General features: G+C 62.2%; 14 protein-coding genes. 3 read left to right on the top strand and 11 right to left on the bottom strand.

Annotation, left to right across the window (positions count from 1 at the left end):
- Positions 1–68: 68 nt before the first annotated feature.
- From E9677_RS07170 to speB, 5 genes are all read right to left on the bottom strand, one after another.
- The gene (locus tag E9677_RS07170; RefSeq protein ID WP_136557427.1) at positions 69–869 is read right to left on the bottom strand and encodes an ABC transporter permease; all 801 of its coding nucleotides are present in this window, start codon (positions 867–869) and stop codon (positions 69–71) included.
- The gene (locus E9677_RS07165) at positions 866–1,720 is read right to left on the bottom strand and encodes an ABC transporter permease (protein WP_136557426.1); all 855 of its coding nucleotides are present in this window, start codon (positions 1,718–1,720) and stop codon (positions 866–868) included. Before E9677_RS07165 ends, E9677_RS07170 begins: the two co-directional genes overlap by 4 nt.
- Positions 1,717–2,751, bottom strand: a complete 1,035-nt coding sequence (locus tag E9677_RS07160) for an ABC transporter ATP-binding protein (protein ID WP_136557425.1) — start codon at positions 2,749–2,751, stop codon at positions 1,717–1,719. Before E9677_RS07160 ends, E9677_RS07165 begins: the two co-directional genes overlap by 4 nt.
- 266 nt (positions 2,752–3,017) lie before the next feature.
- A complete protein-coding gene (locus tag E9677_RS07155) occupies positions 3,018–4,028 on the bottom strand; it encodes an ABC transporter substrate-binding protein (protein ID WP_235882914.1) in 1,011 nt (336 codons plus the stop codon).
- Positions 4,029–4,195: 167 nt separating this feature from the next.
- On the bottom strand, positions 4,196–5,251 hold the full coding sequence (speB, locus tag E9677_RS07150; RefSeq protein ID WP_136557423.1) for an agmatinase: 1,056 nt from the start codon (positions 5,249–5,251) through the stop codon (positions 4,196–4,198).
- 163 nt (positions 5,252–5,414) lie between these two features.
- Between speB and E9677_RS07145 the strand changes: the two genes are divergently transcribed.
- From E9677_RS07145 to E9677_RS07135, 3 genes are read left to right on the top strand one after another with little or no spacing between them, the layout of a single operon-like run.
- The gene (locus E9677_RS07145) at positions 5,415–6,401 is read left to right on the top strand and encodes a LysR substrate-binding domain-containing protein (protein ID WP_136557422.1); all 987 of its coding nucleotides are present in this window, start codon (positions 5,415–5,417) and stop codon (positions 6,399–6,401) included.
- Between the two features lie 21 nt (positions 6,402–6,422).
- Positions 6,423–7,598, top strand: coding sequence for an aminotransferase (locus tag E9677_RS07140; RefSeq protein ID WP_136557421.1), 1,176 nt, complete (start codon positions 6,423–6,425; stop codon positions 7,596–7,598).
- 6 nt (positions 7,599–7,604) lie between these two features.
- Entirely contained in the window at positions 7,605–8,819 is a 1,215-nt protein-coding gene (locus tag E9677_RS07135) for a TIGR03862 family flavoprotein (protein ID WP_136557420.1), read from the top strand.
- 3 nt (positions 8,820–8,822) lie between these two features.
- On the opposite strand, the gene E9677_RS07130 is transcribed toward E9677_RS07135, so the two are convergent.
- The 6 genes from E9677_RS07130 to E9677_RS07105 all read right to left on the bottom strand — a co-directional run bounded on the left by E9677_RS07130 (position 8,823) and on the right by E9677_RS07105 (position 15,313).
- On the bottom strand, positions 8,823–9,353 hold the full coding sequence (locus tag E9677_RS07130; protein WP_136557419.1) for a DUF3833 family protein: 531 nt from the start codon (positions 9,351–9,353) through the stop codon (positions 8,823–8,825).
- A 113-nt stretch (positions 9,354–9,466) separates the two neighbouring features.
- Positions 9,467–10,276: a 5-deoxy-glucuronate isomerase gene (gene iolB / locus E9677_RS07125; RefSeq protein WP_136557418.1), complete on the bottom strand. Its 810-nt coding sequence runs from the start codon at positions 10,274–10,276 to the stop codon at positions 9,467–9,469.
- 24 nt (positions 10,277–10,300) lie between these two features.
- Complete coding sequence (locus tag E9677_RS07120) at positions 10,301–10,567, bottom strand: hypothetical protein (RefSeq protein WP_136557417.1); 267 nt, start codon at positions 10,565–10,567, stop codon at positions 10,301–10,303.
- A 104-nt stretch (positions 10,568–10,671) separates the two neighbouring features.
- Complete coding sequence (gene iolE, locus E9677_RS07115) at positions 10,672–11,565, bottom strand: myo-inosose-2 dehydratase (RefSeq protein ID WP_136557416.1); 894 nt, start codon at positions 11,563–11,565, stop codon at positions 10,672–10,674.
- A gap of 2 nt (positions 11,566–11,567) precedes the next feature.
- Positions 11,568–13,388, bottom strand: a complete 1,821-nt coding sequence (gene iolD / locus E9677_RS07110; RefSeq protein WP_136557415.1) for a 3D-(3,5/4)-trihydroxycyclohexane-1,2-dione acylhydrolase (decyclizing) — start codon at positions 13,386–13,388, stop codon at positions 11,568–11,570.
- Positions 13,385–15,313 (bottom strand): bifunctional 5-dehydro-2-deoxygluconokinase/5-dehydro-2-deoxyphosphogluconate aldolase, encoded by a 1,929-nt coding sequence (locus E9677_RS07105; RefSeq protein ID WP_136557414.1) that lies wholly within the window; start codon positions 15,311–15,313, stop codon positions 13,385–13,387. Before E9677_RS07105 ends, iolD begins: the two co-directional genes overlap by 4 nt.
- Between the last annotated feature and the right edge of the window lie 23 nt (positions 15,314–15,336).

Raw genomic sequence — 15,336 nt, 5'->3', positions numbered from 1 at the left:
AGCGAAAAAGCTAGAGGGCTTTGCGTATTCACCGCCCCTCGGTGAAGCGCCCGCCGCGGACGACTGATTCAGCTCCGGTCGTCCGCATTCGCCCCGAGCAGTTTCGGCAGGTCGCCGAAGCGGGCGACGAGGCCGAAGATGATGGCAGCGACCGCCACGAACAGGATCGTCACCGACGCCATGACCGGCGTATAGCCGTAACGCAGGGCATTGAAGATCTTGATCGGCAGTGTCTCCATCACGAAACCGACTGTCATGTAGGCGACGATGTACTCGTTGAGCGAGAGCACAAAGGCGAAGGCATAGCCCGAGACGAGATAGGGCGCGATCAGCGGCAAAACGATCGTGCGGAAGATCGTCCGATCGTCGGCGCCCATGGTCGCGGCTGCCTCGACCAGTGAGCGATCGATCGCCGAGAAGCCGAGTGACAGCGTCACCAAGGGCAGCGTCACGAAGAAGATCGCGTGGCTGATGACGGCCGTCCAGGGCTGGCCATAGAAGCCGGTCGCCGCCCAGAAGGTGAGCAAGCCGAGTGCCGTAATGACCGGCGGCAGGGTGAAAGGGGCGATGCCGAGCAGTTGGAACACTTGCGCCCAGGGGGCAAGACGCCGCCAGAGGAACCAGGCGAGCGGCAGGGCGATAGCGACCGCCAATGCAGCTGCACAAAGCGCCAGGATGACCGAGGCGAATAGGGCAGCACGCCAGCCGGGATCGGTGAAGATCGCGCCGTACCACGAGAGCGAAAAGCCCTGCGGCGGGAAGTTGAGGCTCTGCTTAGCATTTACCGAGACGCCGGCGACCACAACGATGGGCGCAGCAAGGAAAATGCCGATGAGCGTGAAATAGAGACGCGTGAGGACCGTGTTCATGCTGCCTCTCCCTTACGACCGATGAGCAGCGTCAGCGCCACCATGCCGAGCGTGACCAGCACGAGGAAGACGGCCATGGCTGCCGCAAAGGGCATGTTGGACTGATAGATCGCCTGGTCGGTGATCAGCACCGACAGCGTCCAGTGCTGCGGCCGGCCGAGGATCTGCGGCAGGAGATAGGAGCCGAGCGCGAAGATGAAGACCATGATCAGCGTGGCGATCAACGTATTGCGGAGCGCCGGCACGACCACGGTGAAGAAGGCCTTGAGCGGCGAGGCCCCGAGCGTGCGCGCGGCTTCGGTGAGCGTTGGATCGAGGCGGACCAGCGCGGGATAGAGCACGAGCACGGTATAAGGCAGCGCCTGGTAGGTCATGCCCGTCAGCACCGCACCAAAATTCGGCATCAGCGCCACCGGGCTTTCCATCAGACCGATCATGACCAACAGATTGGTGATGCCAGCTGTTCGCGAAAACAGCGTCGACCAGGCAAAACCGATGATGACTTCCGAGAGCGACAGCACGGAGAGCAGCGCCACGAGCCACAAGACCTGCGCTTTGCGCGACATCCGGGCGAGCAGATAGGTGAACGGTAAGGCGAGAACGACGCAGACGACGGCGACCGCAATCGCGAGCATCAGCGAGAAGCTGAGTACGCCGCCAAAGAAGAAGCTGAGGAAACGAGCGTAATTGTCGAAAACGAAGTCCGGCGAATAGAAGCCGGTCGGATCCCGCTTGAAGAAGGAGACGGCGATCATCGTCGCGAAAGGCATGACGAAGAACAGGATCAGCATGCCCGCGGGAAAGGCGAGCGGCGCATAGTCGAGCGCGGTCTTTGAGGGCTCGCGTCTCATGCTGAAAGCACCACAGCGGTTTCAGGATCGATGACGATGCCGACATCCTGACCGACGGTCACGACGGGCCGCTCGCGCGGCGTCGAGACGGCAACGACTTCGGTGCCTGACACATCGAGGAAGGTCTCGATCGTGCCGCCGAGATCGCGGATGAAGGTGACCTTGCCGGTGATCCGGCCTTCGCCGGGGGCTGCGAGCTTTACATCTTCAGGGCGAACCGAGAGGCTGGCCGTGGCTTGTCCCGACGGCGCCGAAATGCCGGCAACGGCATGGCCGAGCACAAGCGCTGTTCCACCCTGCGCCGTCAGCGGCAGCAGGTTGGTCGAGCCGATGAAGTCGGCAACAAAACGATCGGCCGGCTTGCGATAGATCTCGATCGGGCTCGCCGCCTGACGGATCTTGCCGCCATTCATGACGACAACCGTATCTGCCATGGTCATCGCTTCGCGCTGATCATGGGTGACGACGATTGTGGTGATGCCGAGCTGCTGTTGCAGCTTGCGCAGTTCCACCTGCATCGCCTCGCGCAGCTTGGCATCGAGCGCCGACAGTGGCTCGTCGAGCAGGAAGAGTTTGGGCGATATGGCAAGCGCCCGGGCAATCGCCACACGCTGCCGCTGGCCGCCGGAAAGCTTGTGCACCGGACGGTCGGCATAGCCGGTGAGGTGGATCATCGCGAGCAGCTCGTCGACGCGCTTCACCTGGTCCTCACGTCCGATGCCACGGATGCGCAGGGGATAGGCGATGTTCTCGCCGACGGTCAGATGCGGGAACAGCGCAAGCGACTGGAAGACCATGCCGAGGTCCCGCTTGTGTGTCGGCACCTGCGTAATGTCCTTGCCATCAAGCACGATCGCACCTTCGGTCGGACTGTCGAGACCGGCGATCATCCGGAGGAGCGTAGTCTTACCGCAGCCGGAGGGGCCGAGCAGGCAGACGAAGGTACCATGCGGCACGGAAAGCTCGACATTGTCGACCGCCGTGAACGGACCGAACTGCTTGGTGATGGAATTGAGGGCGAGGCCGGACATCACGTCTCCGAAATCAAATGGTGTAGGCTCAAAGCCCTTTGGCGCGGCAATAGCATCTCACGCCCGAATTGTCTTGCACACGCTATGTGGTCACATACTGCGCGATATGCGTTTTTGGGCCGGATCGAAGGCCCCTCACCCTACCCTCTCCCCGAAAGCGGGGAGAGGAGAAGTAGGCGCAGAGTGAACCGCTCATCTCCTTCTACCCGCGTGCGGGGAGAAGGTGCCCGGCAGGGCGGATGAGGGGCAAGAAATGCCCAGTAAAATCAACCGACGATCAGTTCCGTCCACTTCTGGTTCAGCCAGTCCGACTTGGTCTGGTAGAGATCGTAACGAGGTGTGATCGGCTCGATGTCAGAAGAGACGGACGCAAATTCGGCGTCGGTCAGGTCGAGCAGTTCGCGCTTGACTGTCGGAGCGGTGCCGACCTTGCGCGACAGGGTCGCCTGGATCGACGGCTGGCACATGTAGTCGATGAAGATGTGTGCCTCTTCCGTCTTGGCCGAAGCGCGCGACAGGGCCCAGCAACCCGAGTCCTGAATGCCGCCTTCCTTCGGGAAAGTCGAACGGACCGGCTGGCCGTCGGCTGCGGCAAGACCCGTGACGTCGTGGTAATACTGGCCCATCGGGATTTCGCCCGACTTCAACGACTGCTCGAACTGCGCTTCGTCACGGTACCAGAGGCGCACATTCGGCTTCACTTCCGCAAGCTTCTCCAGCGCCTTCAGGATGCCTTCTTCGGTGTCGAGCGCATTGGTGCCCCCCATATATGTCTTGGCGGTCACTTCCAGCAGGAAGGAGTTGGACACGAGCGCCAGCAGGCCGAGCTTGTCGGCATTTGCCGGATCCCACAGCGCTTCCCAGGAGGTCGGTGCTTCCTTGTAGACATCGGTGTTGGTGACGAGCGTGATGTACCAGGCAACAGCACCGACGCCTGCGACGCGGCCATCCGGATACTTGTTGACGAAGCGGTCGATCAGGCCAGAGGCGTTCTTGATCTTCGCCATGTCGATCGGCGCCCAGAGCTCCGTCGCCTGGCCCTTCAGCATCGCAACCTGCGACATCATCGAAAGATCGGCGGGTGCCTGACCGGCCTTGGCGGCCTGTTCCAGCTGCACGAGCCAGGCTTCACCGGTCGGCTCGGCGATGGATTCGACGGCAATGCCGGTTGCCTTGGTGAACTCAGGGAAGATGTTCTTGTCGAACGAATCCTTGAAGTAGCCGCCATAGACGCCGATCTTGATCGACTTGTCCTGGGCGCGCAGGATCGACGGCATGGCAAGAGCGCCGGCAACGGCGGCCGAGCCGGCGAGCACGCCGCGGCGGCTGACGGAAGTGGAGAGAATGTCTTTCATGGTCCTGTTCCCTTGTTGTGGTTGAGGCGTTTTCGCCCGTTCGTCTGTATCGGTTGCCGGACGACCTGAGCCGTCCGGGATATCAGCCCTCAGCGGGCCTTGATGGCCGGACTGTAGACCATCAGGCTGAGGATTTCGAAGAGGATTTGTGCGCCGACATGCGCGGTATTGTGGTTCGCGTCATATTGCGGCGCGACTTCGACCACGTCACCGCCAACAAGGTTCATGCCCTTGAAGCCGCGGATCAGTTCCAGTGCCTCGCGTGACGTCAGACCACCCACTTCAGGCGTGCCGGTGCCGGGTGCGACGCTCGGATCGAGACTGTCGATGTCGAAGGAGAGATAGGTCGGGCCATCACCGATGACGGCCTTCGCCTTCTCGATGATCGCCTGGATGCCGAGACCATTGATCTCCTCGGCATGAATGACGGTCATGCCGGACTCGTAGGAGAATTCCCAGAGATATTCGGCAGGTCCGCGAATACCGATCTGGATCGTCCGGACAGGATCGAGCACGCCGTCGAGCACGGCATTGCGGAAAGGGCCGCCATGGTGGAACTTCGTCTGGTCGAAAGCCCCGCCGGTATCGCAATGGGCATCGATGTGGATCATGCCGACAGGGCCATGCTTCTTGGCAATCGCCTTCATGATCGGATGGGTAATCGAATGGTCACCGCCGACGGAAAGCGGCAGAACGCCTTGGGCGACCAGTTTCGTGTGATAGGCCTCGATATCATCATGGCTCATCTCCAGCCGGTAGCGACTGGAAAACGGCACGTCACCGATATCGGCAACCTTTAGGTCGAAGACCGGGGCGCATTCGAGCACGTGGTTATAGGGCCCGATGCGATCGATGGCCCGCAAGGCGCGAGGCCCGAAGCGTGAGCCCGGCCGGTTGGTCACGCCGAGATCCATGGGCACGCCGACGATCGCGACATCGAGATCGCTGACATCAGGATTGCGCTGGTCGACCTGGCGATAGGGAGCAGACACGAAGGTCGGCACGCCGGCATAAGGCGCAGCACGCGTGCCGTTCGAGAAGATCTTCTCGCCAACCTTGGCAAACTTCGGATCGAAGATCTCGCCGGCCTTGTCGTTTCCGTATTTCTCGCGCAGTGCCGCCAGGCGTTTTTCGTCGAAAGTCATGTCTCGTTCCCTGTTTGTGAACGATAGAGAGGGCATCGTCCATTTTTATGGCACGATCCGTGCCTGCCTTTATTGTGAGCATTAACCCGCAACAGACTTGGAAAATCAATTCACGATGTTATAGCATTCGATGTGAGAAAAATTCACGGATCCTGAACCATCAATGGCAAGCCGCCTGCCCCCGCTCAACCCTTTGCGTGCCTTCGAGGCAGCCGCTCGTCGCGGCTCGATCTCGGCTGCGGCGCGGGAGCTGAGCGTTACCCACGGTGCCGTATCGCATCAGATCCGCAGCCTGGAAGAAACGCTGAAGACAGCGCTTTTCGAGCGCGGCGGCAAGCGGTTGAAACTGACGCCGCAGGGCGCGCTCCTCCTGCCAGCCGTCACCCAGGCTTTTGACGGCATTGCAGCGGCAACCGCCCTGATGAACCGCCCCTCGACCAGCGGCAGCCTTCGCATCTCCTGTGTGCCGGCGCTGCTCTCGCTCTGGCTCGTTCCGCGCCTCGGTTCTTTCGTCGATCGCTATCCCGAGATCAGCCTGACGCTGACCTCCAGCAACGATTCCAGCCTCATCTATTCGCCCGACATCGACATCGCGATCCTTTATGGTGCGGGTGGCTGGAAGGATTGCTGGACGCGGCTCTGGAGCAATTTTGACCTCTTTCCTGTCGTCAGCCCGACCCTGCTCAACACGCGACCGCTGCGTTCCGTCCGCGATCTGCACGACCACGTGCTTCTGCATGGCGACGATGGCCGGGAATGGCGAAGCTGGCTCGCCGCCGCTGATCAGCTCGACATGCCGAAGGCTCGCGAACACTTCATGGGCGATGCGCGGCTTTCGACCGAGGCTGCCCGTCACGGCCAGGGCGTGGCGCTCGGCGACAGCATCACGGCGTCCAGCCTGATTGCCGCGGGCGAACTCGTGATCCCCTTCGATCTCGCAGTGCCCGCACCCGATGCCTTCTATGTCGCGGCTCGCAACGACGTGCGCGCGGCCCCGATCGCCAAGGTCTTCATCGACTGGATCTTCGACATGATCGAAACCGAGCGCGCCGCCCAGCCGCGCCCGGCAAGCCGCCCTTCGGGACGAGGCCTGCCCTCGACCCGCAAGCGCAATACAAACACCGCTGGCCAGCTCTTGGAAGAGAGCTGACAACAGACCGAGGAACCTGCCATGCCCGCCGCCCCCTTCAATCCACTCGTCGCAGACCTCTCGGCACCACCAGTGCCCTCGGTCTTCGCCTGGGCGCGCGCCTATGATGGTGCTGCCGGCCCGATGATCGATCTGAGCCAGGCCGTCCCCGGCTATCCGCCGCATCCCGATCTCTTCGGCTGGCTCGCCGAGGCTGCATCCGCCCGGGCGAACGCCGGCTATGGCCCGATCGAAGGCGAGGCGCCGCTGCGCGAGGCCTATGCGGCTGAGGTAGCTGCCGTCTATGGCGCGCCTGTTACCGCTGAGAACATCCACATCACCGCCGGCTGCAACCAAGCCTTCATGGCAACAGTCTCAGCGATTGCGGGGAGCGGCGACGCAGTCGCGCTGACAGATCCCTTCTACTTCAACCAGGAAACCACGCTGGCGATGATGGGTATTCGCCGCGAGCTGATCCCGCTTGATCCGGCCACCGGCTTCGTACCCACCATCGAAGGCATCGAGGCGGTCCTGGCGAAGGGCGTCAAAGCCGTGGCACTGGTCTCGCCCAACAATCCGACCGGCGCCATCTATCCGGCGGACCTGCTGCGCCAGGCCTTCGAGGCCTGCCGCAAGGCCGGTGCTTTCCTCATTCTCGACGAGACCTATCGCGATTTTCTGCCCGGCGAAGGCAGCCCGCATGATCTGCTCTCGGTCGAAGGCTGGGAAGAGAACCTCATCCTCCTTTACTCTTTCTCCAAATCCTTCTGCATCCCCGGCCATCGCCTCGGCGCAATCACGGCCGGCCCTCGGGCCGTCTCCGAGATCGCCAAGGTCATGGACAATCTGCAGATCTGCGCGCCTCGCGCACCCCAAGCGGCCGTCGCCAAGGCGATCCCGGCGCTGAAGGCCTGGCGCGAGGACAACCGCATCGAAATCCTCAAACGCGCCGAAACCCTGAAAGGCGTCATGGCCAAGCTCCCCGCCTGGAAGATGGATTCGCTCGGCGCCTATTTCGCCTTCATCCGCCATCCCTTTGCAGGCCAGGACTCAGCCCATGTCGCGGAAAGGCTGGCAAAGAAGGCCGGCGTGCTCTGTATTCCCGGCGCCTATTTCGGCGACGACTGCCAAGACTATCTGCGCTTCGCCTTCGCCAATGCCGACAGCGCGACGATCGAAGGCCTGGTCGCTCGCCTCTCGACCTTCAAGCTGGACTGATCACTGATGAAGAAGAGTGTGGCGATCATCGGCGGCGGCCCGGCGGGCCTGATGGCGGCGGAACATCTCGCCGGCAAAGGTCATGCCGTCACCGTCTACGACGCCATGCCGACGGTCGGCCGCAAGTTCCTGCTCGCCGGCAAATCCGGTCTGAACATTACCCATGCCGAAGACTATGCGCGCTTCGTGACCCGCTATGGCGCGGCAAACGAAAGACTGCGCCCGGTGCTCGACCTGATGACGCCGGAGGCCATCCGGGTCTGGGCCACGGATCTCGGAACGGAAACCTTCGTCGGCTCCTCCGGTCGCGTCTTCCCCAAGGTGATGAAGGCCTCGCCGCTTCTGCGCGCCTGGCTGAAACGGCTGGAAGGAACGGGCGTGAGTATCCTGACCCGCCATCGCTGGACCGGTTTCGATGGTGATGCCCTGCGCTTCGAAACACCGGACGGATCAAAGCGCGTAATCGCCGACGCCACCCTGCTCACGCTCGGCGGCGCCAGCTGGCCGAAGCTCGGTTCGGATGCCGCCTGGGTGCCTATGCTTGAAGAACAAGGCGTCGACATCACACCGCTTCGCCCTGCCAATTGCGGTTTCGACTGCGACTTTTCCGAGAGCTTCGACACCCGCTTCTCAGGCCAGCCGGTCAAATCGGTCAAGGCGACTTCGGCAGCTGGCACCACCCAGGGCGAATTCGTCATCAGCCGGGGTGGCATAGAGGGCAGCCTGATCTACGCGCATTCGGCCGCGCTGAGAGATGCCCTCGACCAGGATGGCCATGCCGAGCTCATCCTCGACCTCACGCCGGGGCGAACGGCAGACAGGCTCGCAACGGATCTCGCCCGTCAGGATCGCAAGGCCAGTTTCTCGACCCGTCTGAAGAAGGCCGCCAATCTCGACGGCGTGAAGATCGCGCTGCTGAGAGAAGCGACCCCGGAGGCCAACCGGCTCGACTTCATCGAACTGGCAAAACGCATCAAGGCCCTGCCGCTCGCCGTCCACCGCCCTCGTCCGATTGCCGAGGCAATCTCGACGGCAGGCGGCGTCTCTTTGAACGCAATCGACGCGCATTTCATGCTGACATCATACCCCGGCACTTTCGTTGCCGGCGAGATGCTCGACTGGGAAGCTCCGACCGGCGGCTATCTGCTCACCGCCTGTTTCGCGATGGGCATTGCCGCCGCCAACGGCGTCGACCGCTGGCTTCAGGCATCAAGCAGCTGAGCCTCAGCGACTCGCTGTCTTGTGCGAAGAACCAGGTTTGCGGAACTCGACGGTCGTCTTGGCGACCGGAATGCCGAACTTGGTAACGAGCGCCGTATTGAGGACCGTACCATCCTCGCGCAGCACCATCTTGTCCCAGAAGTGAACCTTGTTGCCCTGGGTCTCCGGGCTCAGGTAAACGAGGTAGTTGAAGCGGGCCACCGCACCATTCAGCCGCACCGTGGTCTCGCCGATCACATCTTCCCGCGTGCCGCTATAGATGGTCGGGCTCGTCTTGGTGAAACGCCAGGTCTTGCGATCCTTTGTGCCGTCGTCGAAGACGAAGTCCTCTCGCAGCGTCAGCGTCTTGCCATCCCACTTGCCGGTCAGGTCGACGGTGAAGCTGCGCTTTACGCCGTTGATGGCACGGAACGAACCCACCGCCTCGGTGCGCCCGATGAAGTAGTCCTCGAACGTGAACTTGTCTGCCGCCTGTCCGGCGGACGGCAAGAGGCTCATGGCGAGCCCGACAAGAGCGAAGGTGAGCTTCGGCATGTTATGTCTCCATCGTTGGCGCGTATGTGCACCACTACGGAGGGGATTGGGCGGTGGATCTGGTATCGTACCGGGAAACGAATTCGTGAAGGCGAAAGGCAGCCAAACCCGCCTTACTGGCTGTCGCGCTGATAGATCCAGTCGTGTTCAGGATGGTTCTGGAAACGCCACTTGCGCAAGGGGCCGGCCATGACGTTGAGGTAGTACATCTCATAGCCATGCGGCACACCGCAGGGGTGATGTCCCCTAGGCACCAGGACCACATCACCGTCGGAGACGGCCATGATCTCGTCTAGCGAGCCATCCTCGGTGAAGACGCGCTGGAAGCCGAAGCCCTGGGCGGGGTTCAGCCGGTGATAGTAGGTCTCCTCGAGGTAGGTCATCTCGGGGAAATTATCTTCGTCATGCCGGTGCGGCGGATAGGACGACCAGTTGCCCGAGGGCGTGAAGACTTCCGTCACCAAGAGGCTGTCGGCGACATCCCGGTCTTCCATGGCGATCGGATAGATATGCCTTGTATTGGCACCCTTGCCGCGTTCGACGAAGGAAATCCCCTCAGGCCCGATCTGCTGTGCTTCGCGGCCGGGCATCGCGGGTGCGGTGCAGATGGCGAGCACACAATCGGTCGTGGCCATGGCAGACCAGTCGCTGCCGGCCGGCACGTAGACGCAATGCGGCGGTGTCTTCTCGAACACGGACAAGCGCTGGCCGAGTTCGCCAAACTCCTTGCCGCCACCGGAGATCGTGGCCTTGCCCTCGACGAGAACGAGAATGACTTCAGTCTCACCCGTCGGCTCTGCGGCGCTCTCGCCGGCCTTTAGGCGGTAGAGCCCGAAGCCGACATAACCCCAGCCAGCGGTCGCCGGCGTGATGTCATGCACCTTGCCGGATGTGCCCGAAGGCTTGCGCAACAGATCGGTCATTCCTCGTCTCCCAAAATTATGCGTCTAGTCCGCGTCGGAGCGTTCGGCCTCAGCAGCGATCCGCGCACGCTCGGCCTCTGCCTTGACTGCGGCCTTTTTTATCGTGTGGTCGTACATGAACAGTAATTCGTAGCCGGCATAGAGACCAGCCACGACGAAGACCATCGCCCAACCGGTTGCGGCATTCGAATACTCCACGCCGGCCCAGGCCAGCGGCAGCACCGTGCAGAGAATACGGATCCACAGCGGCTTGAAGAAAGGATGGGTCGGATCGAGGATCTGGAACTTCAAGGCTTTGCTCCCGGCAGTCTTGTGAATTGGTCGCCTGCAATAGAGCCCAAATCCGTGTGCTGTCAAAACACGGGGCGGAGAGAAGTCCCCGACCGGCTCCACTATCAGATCAGGCCGGCATCCTTGGCGAAGCCCTTTAGCGATTTCAGGCCGAGGCTCTGATACTCGAAGGGATTGCGCACGTCAGGATCCTGCTCGGCTTCGATGACGATCCAGCCTTCATAACCATGCTCGGCTGCGATCTTCAGCACCGGCGTGAAATTCACGCCGCCTTCGGTATCGCCGGGCACGGTGAACACGCCGCGACGAACGCCTTCGAGGAAGGAGAGCTTTTCGTTGCGCACCTGATCGGCGATCACGGGACGGACGTTCTTCGCGTGGATATGGCCGACGCGGTGCATGTATTTTTTCGCCACCGCTTCCGGATTGCCGCCGCCGAAATAGCAATGGCCGGTATCGAGCAGCAGCTTGGCATGCGGGCCGGCATGCTCCATCAGCTTGTCGATCTCCGCCTCGGTCTCGACGACCGTTCCCATGTGGTGGTGGTAGACCAGCGAGATGTCCTGCGAAGCCGAGAATTCGGCCAGCGCCTCGACGCCTGCGCCGAATTTTGCCCATTCGGCATCGGACAGAACCGGACGGTCGGCGAGCGCCGTGTCATCGGCGCCATGAATGGCGTTCGAGGTTTCGCAGACGATGATGACCTTGCAGCCCATGGCCTTCAGCACATCGAGAAAGGGCTGCATGGCAGCCTTCTCTTCCTCGATCGTGTTGGTCAGCAGGTTCAGCGAATGCCAGCCGGAGACGAATTTCAGACCGCGCGGCTCCAGCACCGACTTCAATCCGGCAGGATCGGTGGGCAGCTTGTGGCCCTTCTCGATGCCGTCGAAACCGATCTTGGCGGTTTCGTCCAGGCACTGTTCGAGGCTGATATGGGCGCCGAGGCGGCGGTCGTCATCGTTAGACCAGGCGATCGGGTTGGTTCCGAAAAGGATCATGATCAGGTTCTTTCCTTCAGAGCCGCTTCATAGGCAACGCGGGCTTGATTGACTTCAGCGCGGGCCGAGACCTCCGGCACCGCGACATCCCACCAGTAGCCGCCGGCTCCGGTGGTCGGATAAGGATCGGTATCGATGACGACAACAGTGGTCTCGGTCGCCACGCGGGCGGCGTCGAGGGCCGTTTCCAGCTCTGATATCGACGACACCTTATGGGACCGCGCACCCATCGACGCCGCATGAGCGGCGAAATCGATCGCCATCGGGCTGACATTCGTATGGGCGTAGAGGTTGTTGAACTGCACGCCCCCGGTGCCCATCTGCAGCCGGTTGATGCAGCCGTAACCCCTGTTGTCGGTAATCACGAGCGTGATCTTGACGCCCATGCCGACAGCGGTTGCCAGCTCCGAATTCATCATCATGTAAGAGCCGTCGCCGACCATGACGATGACGTCGCGATCCGGTTCGGCCATTTTGATGCCGAGGCCGCCAGCGATCTCGTAGCCCATGCAGGAGAAGCCATATTCCATGTGGTAGGAAAGCGGCAGCTTCGACTTCCACAGCTGATGCAACTCGCCCGGCATGGTGCCGGCGGCGCACATCACGACGGTATTGTCGCGCGAGGCGCGCTGCACGGCGCCGATGACCTGCATGTCGGTCGGCAGCGCATTGCTGTCTACAGGCGCTGCAGTGACCGCATCCGCCTTGGCGAACCAGGATGCCTTGAGGCCGGCATCGGGTGCGGAATACTTGTGATCACCGAGAGCGGCCGAGAGCTTTTCCAGGCCGATCTTCGCGTCGGCCACCAGCGGGATCGCATCATGCTTGGTGCTATCGTAAGGCTGCACGTTGAGCGCTAGGATCTTCCGGTTGGGGTTCTTGAACAGCGCCCAGGAGCCCGTGGTGAAATCCTGAAAACGCGTGCCGACGCCGATGACGAGATCGGCCTTTTCCGACACGACATTGGCACTCTCGGCACCGGTCACACCGACAGGGCCGAAATTCAGACCATGATCCCACGCCAGTGCCGACTTGCCGGCCTGCGTCTCGACGACGGGGATCTGGTGCTTCTCGACAAAGGCCTTCAGCGTGTCGGTGGCGCCTGCAAAATGCACGCCGCCACCGGCGACGATGACAGGGTTCTTCGCAGCCTTGAGCGCCGCAACGGCTGCCTCGAACTCCACGACGTCAGGCTCCGGTCGGCGGAAGCGCCAGGTCTTCCTGGCAAAGAAGCTCTCAGGGTAATCGTAAGCCTCGGCTTGCACATCCTGGCAGAAGGCAAGCGTGACAGGGCCGCAATCGGCGGGGTCAGTCAGCGTGCGCATGGCGCGCGGCAACGCGGTCAACAGCTGCTCCGGACGCATGATGCGGTCGAAATAGCGGCTGACAGGGCGGAAGCAGTCATTGGCCGACATCGTGCCGTCACCAAAGTCCTCGATCTGCTGCAACACCGGATCCGGGCCGCGATTGGCGAAGACATCGCCGGGCACGAAGAGCACCGGCAGGCGGTTGACATGCGCGAGTGCTGCAGCCGTCACCATGTTGAGCGCGCCGGGGCCGATCGACGATGTCACCGCCATGGCGCGACGACGACCGAGCTGCTTGGCATAGGCGATCGCCGCATGCGCCATCGACTGCTCGTTCTGGCCGCGATAGGTCGGCAGCTCGTCGCGAATGCCATAAAGCGCCTCGCCGATGCCGGCGACATTGCCATGGCCGAAGATCGCCCACATGCCGGCGATATAGGGAACGCCATCCTCGTTCATCTGATTGGCGAGGTAGCGCATCATCGCCTGGGCGGCGGTCAGCCGGATCGTTTTCATGCTTTTTCTCCCTTGGCGGAAACCGCCTTCTGCCGCGCAGCATCCCAGATCGCACAGAGGCTCTGGTAACGCGCGGCCATATCCTCCACGGCAGCGGCATCGCTCAGCGAACCGGCAAGCCACTTGCGCGCGGCGTCACCGAAGATCGTACGGCCGACGGCGAAACCCTTGACCAGATCAAACCCGGCAGCAAGCTGGAAGCTCGCTTCCAGTTCTGCCTGCGGCGCATCCAGCCCGAGCACGACGATGCCGCGCGTATAGGGATCGTTGCGCTCGATCGCATTGCAGGCATTGGCCCAGGACGCGGTCGTCTTCATCGGCTCCAGCTTCCACCAGTCCGGATAGACGCCGATTTCGTAGAAACGCTCGATGACTTTTGCCACCGTCTCGTCGTCGCAGGCGCCGACCTTGGAGGGGATGACCTCCAGCAGGAACTCCAGCCGGTTGCGACGCGCGGCGTTGAAGAGCCGCAGCACCGTCTGCTCCTGCTCGGCCTTCATCTCGGGCGTATCGTCAGGATGATAAAAGGCGAGCACCTTCACGACATGATCAACAGGCCATTCAACCAGGCCGCCGAAATCCGGACCGATCTCCGGTTCCAGTGTCAGCGGACGCGAGCCCGGCCATTCGACAGGGCGTCCGATCCACAGACCCGTGCCGGCGGCGCGGTAAAGCGCATCGCGACCCAGGCGGCTGTCGCAGAGCAGGCCGTAACCGGCTTTGCCATCGGAAACCTTCAGCGCCGCATCGAGGCAGAGGTTCTTGAAGGCCCCGATCCGATGCTCAGAAACGCCGGCATCCTTCGCCATGGCTTCGAGCTGCATGCGGTGGTCGAAGGCAAAGACCCGCATTGTCGACCAGTCACCCTTGCGGTTGGTCGACCAGTGCACCTGCTCCAGTGCGGCATCCTTGCGCAGCGCCTTGTTCTGGATGCCGGTCCTGAAGAAATACTGCAGTTCTTCCCAGCTTGGATAGGCCGGCGTGCAGCCGTGGCGGGAGACGGCGAAGGCGCCGCAGGCATTGGCAAATTTCAGCGAGGTCGGCCAGTCTTCGCCGGTCAGCCAGCCCTTGAGCAGGCCCGACATGAAACCGTCGCCGGCGCCCAGCACATTGAAGACCTCGATCGGAAAACCTTCGCCTGTCTGCCCCTCGTCGAGACTGTCTGGGATGGCATCCTCGAAGACAACGGCGCCCATAGGTCCGCGCTTGCAAACGAGCGTGGCGGGCGAGACCTGACGCACGGCTCTGAGCGCCTCGATCGTATCGGTCGAGCCACCGGCAATGTGGAATTCCTCTTCCGTGCCGACGATCAGGTTGAAAAGATGCAGCGTCGATTGCAGCTTACGCGTCACCTTTTCGGATTCGACGAAACGGCTCTCGCCATCGCCATGGCCGGCCAGGCCCCAGAGGTTCGGGCGGTAATCGATGTCGAGCGCGGTCAGGCCGCCTGACTGGCGGGCAATTTCCAGCGCCTTCAGCACCGCCTGCTCCGTGCGCGGATTGGACAGATGCGTGCCGGTGACGCAGACGCATCGCGCTTCGGCTACAAAATCCGGATCGATATCATCTTCCGACAGCGCCATGTCGGCGCAGTTCTCGCGGTAGAAGATCAGCGGAAACTGGTGTTCGTCGCGAATGCCGAGCAGGACAAGTGCGGTCAGCCGCTCCTTGTCGGTCTTGACGCCGCGGACATCGACACCCTCGCGCACCAGCTGCTCGCGGATGAAGCGGCCCATATGCTCGTCACCGACGCGGGTGATCAGCGCCGACTTCAAGCCGAGCCGCGCCGTGCCAGCCGCGATATTGGTCGGCGAACCGCCGATATACTTGTTGAAGGAGGCCATATCCTCCAGCCGACCACCGACCTGTGCCCCGTAAAGGTCCACGGACGAGCGGCCGATCGTGATCAGATCGAGCGAAGCCATGCGATGTCCTCCCTATGATACGG

Origin of the sequence: Peteryoungia rhizophila (assembly GCF_004912145.1) — a bacterium.
Lineage (GTDB): Bacteria > Pseudomonadota > Alphaproteobacteria > Rhizobiales > Rhizobiaceae > Allorhizobium > Allorhizobium rhizophilum.
The sequence above is the reverse complement of the archived record's forward strand: the minus strand, read 5'-3'. Positions and strand labels throughout refer to the sequence as shown.